Below are 12,492 nucleotides of genomic sequence, written 5' to 3'. Positions count from 1 at the left end.
TTTGTTATGGATGTGGAGGTTAAAAAAGAAAACCAGAACACTCAGCTTAAAGACCATGAAGTGAAAGAACTGATTAAAAACAGCCAGAACGGCGATCAAAAAGCAAGGGACCTCCTCATAGAAAAAAACATGCGTCTTGTTTGGTCTGTCGTTCAGCGTTTTTTGAACAGAGGCTATGAGCCTGATGACCTCTTTCAAATCGGCTGCATCGGCCTCTTGAAGTCGGTGGACAAATTCGATCTTTCCTATGACGTTCGGTTTTCCACCTACGCCGTCCCGATGATTATTGGCGAGATTCAGCGGTTTATCAGAGATGACGGAACCGTCAAAGTGAGCCGCTCGCTGAAAGAACTCGGCAACAAAATCCGGCGGGCAAAAGACGAGCTTTCCAAGTCAAACGGACGGATTCCGACCGTTCAGGAAATCGCCGATTATCTCGAAATCAGTTCGGAAGAAGTCGTGATGGCTCAGGAAGCGGTCCGCTCTCCCTCATCCATTCATGAAACGGTTTACGAAAACGACGGAGACCCGATTACACTTCTGGATCAAATCGCCGATCAGTCGGAAGAGAAGTGGTTCGATAAAATCGCTTTGAAGGAAGCCATCAAGGATTTGGATGAACGGGAAAAGCTGATTGTTTATTTAAGGTATTACAAAGACAAGACGCAATCTGAAGTTGCCGACCGCCTCGGCATATCCCAGGTGCAAGTGTCGAGGCTTGAAAAAAAGATTTTAAAGCAAATCAAAAACCAGATGGATCAATTTGAAAGCTGAGGCTGCTCGGATGTCTAATGAAAAACCGGAACGCTCCAAAAAAGAGTGTTCCGGTTTTTTTGTGGTAATTTATGGTCTTTTGCCGCTTGCTGAATGATAAATGGGATGTACTTCATACTACAACTATAACCATCATATAGGAAGTGACCCAGATGGAACGTCAAGTTTTTATCAGACTCCGCCACCGGCTTGAGGCCGATCCCGATGAATTGATTCTGCTCGGCCATATCGCACAGGTAGCGGGCGACCGCCGATACAAAGAAAAGCTTGAACGGCTGCCTATTTATCAGGTCAGCAAAGCGGATCAAAGCATGGTGGTGTTGGACGTGATGAAGGTGATCGAAGCTGTACATAAATCGTTTCCTGACCTTGACGTCCAAACCGTCGGCGGTTCCGAAACAATCGTGGAGATCCAATATCCGAAAAGGGGGCTGTCTCCCGTACTGTTCGTCGGCGTCTGGCTGCTCCTGTTCGTCGGTGCCGGCCTTGCTGTCATGAACTTTCATGAAGATGTCAGCATGAGGGACGTACACATCTTGCTTTACGAAATGGTGACGGGCAAGGAGAACCGCTATCCATACCTTTTGCAGATTCCGTACAGCATCGGTCTCGGTCTCGGCATGATTTTGTTTTTTAATCATTTATTTAAAAAACGGTTTAACGAGGAGCCGAGCCCTCTGGAGGTCGAGATGTTTAAATATCAGCTTGATTTGGACCATTATGTGGCATTGCACGAAAACAAAGAAACGACAAAGGATATTCATGATCATTAGCGTGATCTTTATCATCTTTCTCGGACTCGCAGGAGGGATTGCGGTTGGATCTGGATTTGTCGCTTTTCTTACCGTGCTTGGCATTATACCGAGACTGACTCAGCTGACGAAAACGCAAGGGTTTATCCAGGCGTATGAATGGGCTGTCATTCTGGGCGCGGTGTTCGGAGGATGGGAATCGCTGAACATGTCCCGCTTTTTTTTATCCAAATGGCTGCTTGTTCCGATCGGCCTTTTTGCGGGCGTTTTCATCGGAATGCTTGCAGCGGCGCTGACAGAAGTGTTGAACGTGCTTCCGATACTGGCGAAACGCATCGGTATGGGGGACAGGATTTTGATTCTTTTAATGGCCATTGTGTTCGGGAAGATCCTTGGCTCGATGTTTCAATGGCTCATTTTTGTTCATTTGTCATAAAAGGAGGAATATGATGTCAAGTTTGAAAGATAATTACCAATCGAAAGTCAAAGCTTATCAGCCTACGCCGCCTTATGTCCTGAACTGTATCAAGGCTTTTCTTGTCGGCGGTCTGATCTGTACGATCGGCCAGGCTCTCCAGAATTTTTATATGGCCGTATTCCACTTTGATGAAAAAACAGCTGGAAACCCGACGGTTGCTACGCTCATCTTAATCTCCGCTCTGTTAACAGGCCTTGGCGTCTACGACAGAATCGGCCAGTTTGCCGGCGCTGGTTCCGCCGTTCCGGTTACAGGGTTCGCCAACAGTATGACGAGTGCAGCCCTTGAGCATAAAAGCGAAGGCTATGTTCTCGGCGTGGGGACAAACATGTTCAAGCTTGCCGGAAACGTCATCGTGTTCGGCGTTGTGGCCGCTTATATTGTGGGAATGATCCGCTTTGCCTTTGACAAGTTGTTTTAGGAGGAAAACATCATGAAATTAACTGGAAAACAAACATGGGAGTTCGAGAACCCGCTGTTTGTTAACTCGAGCGGAACAGCGGTTGGACCTAAAGAAAAAGAAGGTCCGCTTGGACACTTATTTGACAAAACCTATGATGAAATGCACTGCAACCAGAAAAACTGGGAGATGGCAGAGCGCAAGCTGATGGAGGATGCGGTTCAGACTGCGTTATCAAAACAAAATCTTAAAAAGGAAGACATCGATATCTTTTTGGCAGGCGATCTGCTCAACCAAAACGTGACAGCCAACTATGTGGCGAGGCATTTGAAAATTCCTTTTCTTTGCTTATTTGGAGCATGCTCGACATCAATGGAATCGATCGCGATCAGTTCGGCATTGATTGACGGAGGTTTCGCAAAGCGTGCCCTAGCGGCAACCAGCAGTCATAATGCTACTGCTGAAAGGCAGTTTCGCTACCCGACGGAATACGGCGGCCAAAAGCCGGGAACCGCTACATCCACAGTGACCGGAAGCGGAGCAGTCGTCCTCAGTCAGCAGCCAGGCGGCATCAAAATCAGCAGTGCAACCGTCGGAAGAGTTATCGACTTGGGGATTACCGATTCGCAGGATATGGGGTCGGCGATGGCCCCCGCTGCGGCGGATACGATCAAGCAGCATTTAGAGGATCTGGGACGCACCCCTGATGATTACGATTTAATTTTAACCGGCGACCTTTCAGGTGTCGGCAGCCCGATTTTGAAGGATTTGTTAAAAGAGGAAGGAATCAATGTCGGGACAAAACATAATGACTGCGGACTGATGATCTATACGCCTGACCAGCAGGTTTTTGCAGGCGGAAGCGGATGTGCTTGTTCCGCTGTCGTCACCTTTGGCCACATTTTTAAAGAAATTGAAGCGGGAAGGCTGAACAGAGTGCTTGTTGTAGCGACAGGCGCCCTTTTAAGCCCGACGATCGTCCAGCAAAAAGAATCGATACCATGCATTGCCCATGGCGTCGTATTTGAACGGGCCGAAGGGGGGAACGCTTAAGATGGAATATGTCATTGCTTTTATTGCAGGAGGATTGATTTGCGTCATCGGCCAGCTTTTGCTTGATATCTTTAAAATGACGCCGGCTCATGTCATGTCAACTTTTGTCGTATCAGGAGCGATCCTTGACGGTTTCGGCCTTTACGACCGTTTTATCGAATTTGCCGGTGCCGGGGCTACAGTCCCGATTGTCAGCTTCGGCCATTCTCTTTTGCACGGCGCGATGCACCAGGCTGAGGAACATGGCTTTATCGGAATCGGCATGGGGATATTCGAACTGACATCTGCCGGTGTATCTGCCGCTATCTTGTTTGCTTTTCTTGTTGCCGTGATTTTTAAACCGAAAGGATAAAGGATAATGCCAGCAAAACGCAAGGTCATTTTGGTCACAGACGGCGATATATACGCTGCAAAAGCAATCGAATATGCGGCAAGAAAAACGGGCGGCCGCTGTATTTCCCAATCGGCGGGGAATCCAAGCATTAAAACGGGACCGGAGCTTGTATCCATGATCCTAGAAACCCCTCATGATCCTGTATTCGTCATGTTTGATGATTCCGGACTTCAAGGCGAAGGGCCGGGAGAGACAGCGATGAAATATGTAGCGATGCATGCCGATATCGAGGTGCTCGGGGTCATCGCCGTCGCTTCAAAAACTCATTATGCAGAGTGGACAAGGGTCGATGTATCAATCGATGCGGAAGGTGAACTGACGGAATTCGGCGTCGATAAACTCGGGGTCAAAGAGCTCGATGTCAAACGAATGAACGGTGACACGGTCTATTGCCTTGATCAGCTGGATGTTCCGATCATCGTCGGAATCGGTGATATCGGTAAAATGAACAGAAAAGACGATGTGGAAAAAGGGTCGCCGATTACAATGAAAGCGGTCGAGCTCATTTTAGAAAGGAGCGGGTATCATGAGTGCTCAAAAGCAAGAGAAGACGAACGTATTCCTTGATCCTTCTAAGAATGAAGCGTATTTCAAGAAGCGGGTCGGCATGGGAGAAAGCTTTGACCTTGGCGTACGCAAGGTCTTTATCCTCGGCCATGAAGTTCAGCTTTATTATGTCAACGGGTTGTGTGACACCCAATACATCATTCACCTGTTAAGGGAACTGGTGCATCTCAATGATAAAGAAAAAGAGTCGGGCGAGGTCGAAGACATTGTCGAAAACAGGCTTTTGAACCAGCAGGTTTCAAAAGCAGAAACGCTTGATGAAGCGGTGGACCAAGTGCTGTCGGGACTGGTTGCCATCATCGTCGAAGATGCGGGATTTGCATTTATCATTGATGTCAGAAGCTATCCGGGCAGAACGCCGGAAGAGCCTGATACAGAAAAAGTCGTACGCGGTGCAAGAGACGGGCTCGTCGAGAACATCATCGTCAACACAGCCCTGATCAGACGCCGGATCAGAGATGAACGCCTGCGCTATAAAATGCTTCATATCGGTGAACGCTCCAAAACAGACATCTGCCTTTGCTATTTGGAAGATGTTGCAGATCCCGATCTTGTTGAAGTATTAAAAAAAGAAATTGAAAATGTGAAGATCGACGGACTGCCGATGTCGGATAAATCGGTAGAGGAATTCATTGTCGGCCAAGGCTTCAATCCGTTTCCGCTTGTCAGGTTTACGGAAAGGGCAGACGTAGCCGCAAGCCATATTTTAGAGGGGCATGTCATCGTGATCGTCGATACGTCGCCAAGCGTCATCATTACGCCGACGACTTTGTTTCACCATGTACAGCATGCTGAGGAATACAGACAGACACCGGCTGTTGGGACGTTTTTAAGGTGGGTGCGGTTTTTCGGTATTTTGGCCTCCACCTTTTTGCTGCCGCTTTGGCTATTGTTTGTCATTCAGCCGTCGCTCTTGCCTGATAATCTATCGTTTATCGGTTTAAACAAAGACACTCATATCCCGATTATCATGCAGATTTTCCTGGCGGATCTCGGCGTCGAATTTTTAAGAATGGCCGCCATTCATACGCCGACGGCGCTTTCGACTGCAATGGGCCTGATCGCTGCCGTATTGATCGGTGATATCGCGATCAATGTCGGCTTGTTTTCTCCCGAAGTCATTTTATACGTTTCCCTCTCGGCAATCGGAGCGTACACGACACCAAGCTACGAGCTGAGTCTGGCGAATAAAATGGTGAAGCTGTTTATGCTGATATTGGTGGCGCTTTTTAAAGTGGAGGGATTTGTCATCGGATTAACGATCTTAACTATAGTGATGACTTCGATCAGATCATTGCGGACGCCTTACTTATGGCCTCTCCTCCCGTTCAACGGAAAAGCGTTTTGGCATGTTCTCGTGCGCACTTCCGTTCCCGGGGGAAAAGTCAGGCCGAGCATCGTTCATCCGCGAAACCGCTCCAGACAGCCGTGAAGACGGTATTCCAAGAGGCTTTTCCCCGGGGAAAAGCCTCTTTTTCAGTAATCGAATTCAGGTCTTTGGGTCCCGATGCCTCTGTATTCGTTCGCAGAGATCGCGACTGCCCGGAGGCTGCAGATGTTGTTCTGTCTTCTGATCGGATAGACGACATACAGCATTTCGCGGCCGGACGGGTCAAACGTTGACGAATGAAGGAAAACCTCGGTTCCTCTCCGCCAAAATCTCGTATTCGCCGGAGCTGTAATAATCTGCCCTTCATAAGGCTCGTAAATTCGCTGTTCATGATGTACAGCCGGCTGATAAGAGCCGTATACATCTTCCGGTGTATAGCCTGGAGCCGGGGTGTAGGGGTAACGGTTTGGATACATATGATAACCTCTTTCCCACTTCGTTTTTTTAGTTTTCATCTTTAAGATTATATTCAGGTAAATGCCTATTTGTATGGGCGATAATCTCGATTTTTCAGCTCTTTTTTTAACTGAATGGACGTTATGTATGCCTATTTCTATCAAGTGCTGTTTTCTGTTATTCTATAATCAATAGAATGGATTGGTTTTTTAGGGGATTATTCCCTTTGTAAATCAAGAAAATTTGGACAAATGGTGGTTTAGTTTTTAAAACGAAATGTTATAATACAACATAAGAATCGCACTATCATGAAGCCGGAAGATGCATCGGGCAGCAATCGGACCGCCCCTTGCACCTTTGTAGATAGAGAAAGAGGGAATGACAATTGTTTTTACATGGTACTAGCAGACGAAATGAAAGTGGACACCTCGAAATCGGCGGTGTCGATGTTCTATCATTGGCAGAAAGATATGGAACACCTCTTTATGTATACGATGTCGCGCTGATAAGAGAGCGCGCCCGAAAATTCCAGAAGGCATTCAGGGAAGCCGGTTTAAAAGCGCAGGTAGCGTATGCAAGCAAGGCGTTTTCAGCGGTCGCCATGATTCAGCTTGCCGAACAAGAGGGGCTGTCTCTGGATGTGGTATCGGGAGGAGAGCTTTTTACTGCGATCAAAGCAGGGTTCCCCGCTGAACGGATTCATTTTCACGGAAACAATAAGAGCCCTGAAGAACTAGCCATGGCTCTGGAGCATCAAATCGGCTGCATCGTGCTCGATAACTTTCACGAGATCGCCATTACAGAAAAGCTTTGCAAGCAATCAGGACAAACTGTAGACGTTTTGCTCAGAATCACACCGGGAGTTGAAGCGCACACGCATGATTATATTACGACGGGACAGGAAGATTCGAAATTCGGTTTTGATCTGCACAATGGGCAGGTCGAACAAGCCATCGAACAAGTCCTTCGCTCATCTGCGTTTAAGCTCCTCGGCGTGCACTGCCACATCGGTTCGCAAATTTTTGATACGGCAGGATTTGTTCTTGCGGCAGACAAGATCTTTGAAAAGCTCGCTGAATGGAGGGAGACTTACTCATTCATTCCGGAAGTGCTCAATCTCGGCGGGGGCTTCGGCATCCGCTATACAAAAGACGACGAGCCGCTCGCTGCCGATGTCTATGTTGAAAAAATCATCGAGGCGGTCAAAGCAAATGCCGAGCATTTCGGCTTTGACATTCCTGAGATTTGGATCGAACCGGGCAGGTCTCTTGTCGGAGATGCGGGAACCACGCTGTACACGACCGGTTCGCAAAAAGAGGTGCCGGGCATTCGCAAATATGTGGCTGTTGACGGCGGCATGAGCGATAATATCAGGCCGGCGCTTTATGAGGCAAAATATGAAGCGGCCGTCGCCAACAGGATGAACGATGCTTGTCATGATACCGTATCAATCGCAGGAAAATGCTGTGAAAGCGGAGATATGCTGATTTGGGATTTGGAAATCCCCGAAGTTCGTGACGGAGATGTGCTCGCCGTTTTCTGCACCGGTGCATACGGCTACAGCATGGCCAACAACTACAACCGCATTCCGCGCCCGGCCGTCGTTTTTGTCGAGGATGGAGAAGCGCAGCTCGTCATTCAGAGAGAGACGTATGAGGATATCGTCAAGCTGGATCTGCCGCTGAAATCGAAAGTAAAACAATAAAAAAATGGAGATTCCCTCAAGGGGGTCTCCATTTTTTTATTCAAAAAGAATTTTTTCCCGTTTGCCGCATGAAGAATATTTCCCGGCCATCGGGCGGTGTTTTTTGCAAAAAAGATCATGACATGCATAGAACAGCGACCGGGCTGATTGTATATAATATTGGGAATTTAACAAAAATTTAACAAAGGAGATGGTAAAGGCAATGATCAAGGTGAAAAGGATGAGATTTGCTGATTTTGCGGATTTAGAGGCGGAGTAGATGAAACCGGCCAAAGTATCCCTACTCCACCGCATGCTCCAGTGCCTGAAGCAATGTGTTGATTGTAACATAGCGAAGTGTTTTACAGCAATAAACAGTTCTGTGAATATTTTATTAATTTCTGCTGTGATTTCATTCCCATATTCTGCTGCGGCTCATCCTGCAACACAGTCCGCTGATAAATATTCAAGCTTTGAAGAATTGAAGCGGAATGAAGATCCGGCGTCTTACCGAATGACGGAGAAGGACGCAAAAGTGCCGATGCTCATCATGGCGATCCATGGAGGCGGCATCGAACCCGGAACAAGTGAAATCGCCAATGAAGTGGCGAAAAATTATTCCTTGTACTTGTTTGAAGGGCTGAAATCATCAGGCAATAGGGATCTTCACATTACAAGCACCCGTTTTGACGAGCCGGCGGCGCTCGCCATCACTGCGAGCCACCAGTATGTCATGTCGCTTCACGGCTATTACAGTGAAGACCGCGCTATTAAAGTGGGCGGGACAGACCGCGTTAAAATCAGAATATTGGTTGATGAGCTGAATCGCTCGGGGTTTGCCGCTGAAATGCTGGCGACGGACGACAAGTACGCCGGAACCCATCCGAATAACATCGCCAACAAGTCGCTTTCCGGGCTGAGCATTCAGCTTGAAATGAGCACAGGATTCCGCCAATCTTTATTTGATCGGTTCACGCTAAAAGACAGGGCAGCGACGCAAAACGAAACGTTTTACCGATTTACAAAACTGCTGACCGATTTTATTCACGAAAACTATGAAGAAGACGGAGGGGACTTCCCCTCTGCAAAAATAAAACACCCCCTTCAATTGAAAAAGGAGGTGTTTTGGCGGTTGTGTTAACCGTTGGAATTTGAGGTGCCGCCGCCGGTGAATACGGAAACGATGGCATTCCACAGAGACACAAAGAAGTCGATCAGTTTTTGAAGGAAATTTTGTCCTTCTTCAGAATCCAGGAATTTCGTGATTTTATCTTTTGCTTTGTCAAGCTGGTCTCCAACCTGGTTCCAGTCGATATTAATATTTTTCATGTTATTAAATAAAGACATGAGAGATTTTTTCTGATCCTCTGTAAGCGTCACGCCCAGATCGGAAGCGGCGGAATCAATCGTTTTCTCCAATTCCTCTTTTGATTCGGGAACCCCGTTTTTCGAGATTTCTTCCTTGACTTTGGCCATCAGCGCTGATGCATTCTCACTGCCGATTTTCTCGCCAAGCTCTGAAGTGGTGACTAGCTCTTCATTCGCGACTTTTTTCACGTCTTCGGAGATCTTTTCGCCCGAAGTCGTTTCATAGGCTTTCATTAAACCGGTCAAAGCGGCTGTGCCTGATACTTCAAATGGTGCAGTGATATAGACTTTAGCGTCTTTTACACCGGCTGTCATCAGCGCGTTTAAATACATTTCATCCGTAATTCTGCTGATATTGTGTGTCTGCACTTCCAAACCGGTGCCTTTTTTCGCTACGGTAATCGAAGAAGAAGAAATCGCTCTTGTTCCGATTTGTGCTTTCGGTATATAATCCCCTAAATATTTATGCTCCTCATCATTTGTCACCTCGATGATGGTCGCATTTTCAGGCGCATTCATTTCTTTTAATACCTTTTGTCTGTCCTGGCTTGACAAGTCTTTCCCCAGCGTGACGATCACATCACCCACTGCGGCGTCAGCAAAGCTGACCTGCGGGAAAATGAGCAGACACAATGCTGTAAAGATTCCTAGTATCGATTTTTTCAAGCTCAATGCCCTCCTTAAAAATGCAGGCTTCAGGCAGAATTGCTGTACTTTTAAAGAAGCCTGCCGGAACGGAAATAATGCGTTCCGAAATATAGACGGATGAAAGATGAGAGAGGTTTCAAAGAAAAAAAGAGATCCATTTTTCTTCAAGTCAAATGCCCTCCGGGTATCGTATCACACGCTCTTTTATCATTCATGATTTTCACAGGCGATTCAACCTTTTTTTAAAATCTTTTACAAAAGTGATGCAAGAGCGCCGTTTATTTCAGGTAGATTGGCTCTGTGCTTCTTTGATATGATATAATGACCCTTGTGAAATGAAAGGAGAGAATCAAGATGGCTAAAAAAGGATACATACAACTGACAAACGGCAAAAAAATCGAGTTTGAACTATATCCGGAAGCGGCGCCGGGAACTGTCGCCAACTTTGAAAAACTTGCAAACGAAGGGTTCTATGACGGGTTGAAGTTCCACCGCGTCATTCCGGGCTTCGTCAGCCAAGGAGGCTGCCCGCACGGCACCGGAACAGGCGGACCTGGATATACGATTAAATGCGAGACAGAAGGGAATCCGCATAAACACGAAGCCGGTTCTCTCTCAATGGCTCACGCAGGAAAAGATACTGGAGGCAGCCAATTCTTTATCGTCCATGAGCCTCAGCCGCACTTGAACGGCGTACACACTGTTTTTGGAAAAGTCACATCAGGTCTTGATGCTGTCACTTCAATGGAGCAGGGACAAGGCATGGAAAAAGTCGAAGTATTTGACGCATAATTAGAAAGCGAAGAAACAGCCCGCTAAGCCGGGCTGTTTTTTTGTCTGAAACGGTGTTCATTTTCCAGATGCAATAGGACCAGGGACCGATTCTTCGACCGCGTTTTGCTAGGAAATGATGATCCTAATAAATAAAATAATTGTGAAAAAATGACCCTTTATGTAAAATATATTCAAGTGAAGAGCTAGAAAGAGAACGCAATCTGTATAAAAGGAAGGGGCGTAAGGGGTGAGCGTAAAAATCCCATCGACTGCAGTCGGCGTAAAAATTAATGACTGGTATAACGCGATACGCAAATTCAATGTTACGGACGCCGAAATGCTGAAGGCAGAAATTGAGCGCGAAATTTCTCAAATGGAAGAAGATCAAGACTTATTATTGTATTACGCCTTAATGGAATTCAGACACAGAATTATGCTTGATTACGTAAAACCATTGGAAGAAGGCGAAACCCCGCCTGACTTTTCTGAAATATTAAAAGATATCGAAGATGAACAAGGAAAGCTGACAGGCCTGCTTGAATATTATTTCAATTTTTTTAGAGGGATGTATGAATATAAAAACCATGATTATATTAAAGCGATCTCTTTTTACAGGCGCGCCGAAAAAAAGCTGCTGCATGTCGAGGACGAAATAGAGAGAGCCGAGTTTCATTTTAAAATGGCTGAAGTGTTTTATCATATGAAACAGAGCCACGTGTCGATGAATTATGCGCTTCAAGCGATTGAAACCTACCAGGCGCATGAAACTTACACGGTTCGGAGAATCCAATGCGAGTTCGTCATCGCAGGCAACTATGACGATCTGGATTCGAATGAAAAAGCGCTTTCGCATCTTGAAAAGGCGCTGAAGCTTTCACAGGAGAAAGGCCAGCTCATATTGGAAGGACACACCTATTACAATTTGGGTAACTGCTATTATAAGATGGGGGATTTTAATCGGGCGGCTGAATACTTCAACAGAGCTGCTGCGATTTATCAAGAAGAGTCATCAGATATTCTCCCAAAAGCGTTTTTTAGTCTTGCACATGCATATTTCAAGCTGAAGCAGCTGGAACAGGCGGATGACGCGTTAAACAAAGGGATTGACATCGCCCGGCGATCAGACGATTCGATCTATCTATCAAAATTTCATTTTTTGAAAGCCTTGTATCTTGATGATGACGGAAGAGCTCAAATGCTGGAAACTTTTCAGCTGCTCGGGTCAAAAAAGATGTATCCCGATATTGAGGACTTGGCATTGGAAGCTGCTGAATACTATAATGAAATTGGGCGCTTGAGCGACTCTGTTTATTTCTATCAAACGGTATTCAGTGCTCGAAAACAAATGAAAAAAGGGGACTGGTCGTATGAAATCTAAACTGTTGTTAACCGCCGCTGCTTCAGTAGCAGGACTTTCTCTGGCAAGTGCTGTGCTGATGACGCAAACAGATGGTATGAAAGTCGCCGAGAGAAATGTAACGTCCGCACCGATGCAAATCGCCGAGAGAAACGTAACGTCCACACCGGTGCAAATCGCTGAGAGAAATGTAACATCCACACCGGTACATGTTGCTGAGAGAAACGTAACATCTGCCAAAACGTCACCGATTCATATCGGAGAACGAAATGTAACATAATATTCCGTCAAAGGGCAGTGCTCGCTTATATGAGCACTGCCTTTTTTATGTCCGATAAAAAGAGGATAGGTGTGAAATAACACGTAAAAAGTCCCCTTTAGGGGATATTTTTTGAAACAAAATGCAAATAAGGACGTATATTCTTGGAAGGGATGCTAAATTTTTTTATAATAAAAC

At 46.3% G+C, this 12,492-nt stretch carries 15 protein-coding genes; 13 read left to right on the top strand and 2 right to left on the bottom strand.

Annotated elements, in window-relative coordinates; translation table 11 throughout:
• Positions 1–6: 6 nt before the first annotated feature.
• From sigF to MKZ04_RS07740, 8 genes are all read left to right on the top strand, one after another.
• On the top strand, positions 7–774 hold the full coding sequence (gene sigF / locus MKZ04_RS07775) for an RNA polymerase sporulation sigma factor SigF (protein WP_020452031.1): 768 nt from the start codon (positions 7–9) through the stop codon (positions 772–774).
• 152 nt (positions 775–926) lie between these two features.
• Positions 927–1,547 carry a stage V sporulation protein AA gene (locus tag MKZ04_RS07770; RefSeq protein WP_020452030.1) on the top strand — a complete coding sequence of 207 codons (621 nt, stop codon included), beginning with the start codon at positions 927–929 and terminating at the stop codon, positions 1,545–1,547.
• A complete protein-coding gene (locus MKZ04_RS07765) occupies positions 1,537–1,962 on the top strand; it encodes a stage V sporulation protein AB (RefSeq protein ID WP_025811211.1) in 426 nt (141 codons plus the stop codon). The genes MKZ04_RS07770 and MKZ04_RS07765 overlap by 11 nt, the downstream gene beginning before the upstream one ends.
• Positions 1,963–1,975: 13 nt before the next feature.
• A complete protein-coding gene (spoVAC, locus tag MKZ04_RS07760) occupies positions 1,976–2,425 on the top strand; it encodes a stage V sporulation protein AC (protein ID WP_020452028.1) in 450 nt (149 codons plus the stop codon).
• A gap of 12 nt (positions 2,426–2,437) precedes the next feature.
• On the top strand, positions 2,438–3,457 hold the full coding sequence (gene spoVAD, locus MKZ04_RS07755) for a stage V sporulation protein AD (protein ID WP_020452027.1): 1,020 nt from the start codon (positions 2,438–2,440) through the stop codon (positions 3,455–3,457).
• 1 nt (position 3,458) lies between these two features.
• Complete coding sequence (gene spoVAE / locus MKZ04_RS07750) at positions 3,459–3,809, top strand: stage V sporulation protein AE (RefSeq protein ID WP_020452026.1); 351 nt, start codon at positions 3,459–3,461, stop codon at positions 3,807–3,809.
• Positions 3,810–3,815: 6 nt separating this feature from the next.
• Positions 3,816–4,418, top strand: coding sequence for a stage V sporulation protein AE (locus MKZ04_RS07745; RefSeq protein ID WP_341045638.1), 603 nt, complete (start codon positions 3,816–3,818; stop codon positions 4,416–4,418).
• Positions 4,378–5,850 (top strand): spore germination protein, encoded by a 1,473-nt coding sequence (locus tag MKZ04_RS07740; protein ID WP_035338481.1) that lies wholly within the window; start codon positions 4,378–4,380, stop codon positions 5,848–5,850. The genes MKZ04_RS07745 and MKZ04_RS07740 overlap by 41 nt, the downstream gene beginning before the upstream one ends.
• Positions 5,851–5,894: 44 nt before the next feature.
• Here MKZ04_RS07740 and MKZ04_RS07735 read toward each other — a convergent pair whose 3' ends face one another.
• The gene (locus MKZ04_RS07735) at positions 5,895–6,224 is read right to left on the bottom strand and encodes a hypothetical protein (protein ID WP_023857499.1); all 330 of its coding nucleotides are present in this window, start codon (positions 6,222–6,224) and stop codon (positions 5,895–5,897) included.
• 365 nt (positions 6,225–6,589) lie between these two features.
• Here MKZ04_RS07735 and lysA point away from each other — a divergent pair, with 365 nt between their 5' ends.
• Positions 6,590–7,909 carry a diaminopimelate decarboxylase gene (lysA, locus tag MKZ04_RS07730; protein ID WP_020452022.1) on the top strand — a complete coding sequence of 440 codons (1,320 nt, stop codon included), beginning with the start codon at positions 6,590–6,592 and terminating at the stop codon, positions 7,907–7,909.
• A 259-nt stretch (positions 7,910–8,168) separates the two neighbouring features.
• A complete protein-coding gene (locus tag MKZ04_RS07725; RefSeq protein WP_023857497.1) occupies positions 8,169–9,029 on the top strand; it encodes a poly-gamma-glutamate hydrolase family protein in 861 nt (286 codons plus the stop codon).
• Here the strand turns inward: MKZ04_RS07725 and MKZ04_RS07720 are convergent.
• Positions 9,026–9,922: a DUF1002 domain-containing protein gene (locus tag MKZ04_RS07720; RefSeq protein ID WP_341045637.1), complete on the bottom strand. Its 897-nt coding sequence runs from the start codon at positions 9,920–9,922 to the stop codon at positions 9,026–9,028. The two genes, MKZ04_RS07725 and MKZ04_RS07720, sit on opposite strands and share 4 nt — an antisense overlap.
• Before the next feature lie 336 nt (positions 9,923–10,258).
• On the opposite strand from MKZ04_RS07720, the gene MKZ04_RS07715 reads away from it, so the two are divergent.
• The 3 genes from MKZ04_RS07715 (at position 10,259) to MKZ04_RS07705 (ending at position 12,315) form a co-directional block, all read left to right on the top strand.
• A complete protein-coding gene (locus tag MKZ04_RS07715; RefSeq protein WP_020452019.1) occupies positions 10,259–10,696 on the top strand; it encodes a peptidylprolyl isomerase in 438 nt (145 codons plus the stop codon).
• A gap of 229 nt (positions 10,697–10,925) precedes the next feature.
• Positions 10,926–12,056 (top strand): Rap family tetratricopeptide repeat protein, encoded by a 1,131-nt coding sequence (locus MKZ04_RS07710; RefSeq protein WP_043054368.1) that lies wholly within the window; start codon positions 10,926–10,928, stop codon positions 12,054–12,056.
• The gene (locus MKZ04_RS07705) at positions 12,046–12,315 is read left to right on the top strand and encodes a hypothetical protein (protein WP_271725293.1); all 270 of its coding nucleotides are present in this window, start codon (positions 12,046–12,048) and stop codon (positions 12,313–12,315) included. Before MKZ04_RS07710 ends, MKZ04_RS07705 begins: the two co-directional genes overlap by 11 nt.
• The last annotated feature ends 177 nt before the right edge of the window (positions 12,316–12,492 follow it).

Source organism: Bacillus sp. FSL W7-1354 (assembly GCF_038002405.1).
Taxonomy (GTDB): domain Bacteria; phylum Bacillota; class Bacilli; order Bacillales; family Bacillaceae; genus Bacillus; species Bacillus paralicheniformis.
This window is presented reverse-complemented; position numbering and strand designations above follow the sequence as displayed.

What these genes read in the sequence shown, in the direction of transcription:
- MKZ04_RS07765 (WP_025811211.1), top strand. Translation starts at nt 1,537, where the DNA reads ATGATCATTAGCGTGATCTTTATCATCTTTCTCGGACTCGCAGGAGGG.
- spoVAC (WP_020452028.1), top strand. Translation starts at nt 1,976, where the DNA reads ATGTCAAGTTTGAAAGATAATTACCAATCGAAAGTCAAAGCTTATCAG.
- MKZ04_RS07725 (WP_023857497.1), top strand. Translation starts at nt 8,169, where the DNA reads ATGAAACCGGCCAAAGTATCCCTACTCCACCGCATGCTCCAGTGCCTG.
- MKZ04_RS07770 (WP_020452030.1), top strand. Translation starts at nt 927, where the DNA reads ATGGAACGTCAAGTTTTTATCAGACTCCGCCACCGGCTTGAGGCCGAT.
- spoVAD (WP_020452027.1), top strand. Translation starts at nt 2,438, where the DNA reads ATGAAATTAACTGGAAAACAAACATGGGAGTTCGAGAACCCGCTGTTT.
- MKZ04_RS07740 (WP_035338481.1), top strand. Translation starts at nt 4,378, where the DNA reads ATGAGTGCTCAAAAGCAAGAGAAGACGAACGTATTCCTTGATCCTTCT.
- MKZ04_RS07715 (WP_020452019.1), top strand. Translation starts at nt 10,259, where the DNA reads ATGGCTAAAAAAGGATACATACAACTGACAAACGGCAAAAAAATCGAG.
- MKZ04_RS07705 (WP_271725293.1), top strand. Translation starts at nt 12,046, where the DNA reads ATGAAATCTAAACTGTTGTTAACCGCCGCTGCTTCAGTAGCAGGACTT.
- spoVAE (WP_020452026.1), top strand. Translation starts at nt 3,459, where the DNA reads ATGGAATATGTCATTGCTTTTATTGCAGGAGGATTGATTTGCGTCATC.
- MKZ04_RS07745 (WP_341045638.1), top strand. Translation starts at nt 3,816, where the DNA reads ATGCCAGCAAAACGCAAGGTCATTTTGGTCACAGACGGCGATATATAC.
- MKZ04_RS07735 (WP_023857499.1), bottom strand. Translation starts at nt 6,224, where the DNA reads ATGTATCCAAACCGTTACCCCTACACCCCGGCTCCAGGCTATACACCG.
- sigF (WP_020452031.1), top strand. Translation starts at nt 7, where the DNA reads ATGGATGTGGAGGTTAAAAAAGAAAACCAGAACACTCAGCTTAAAGAC.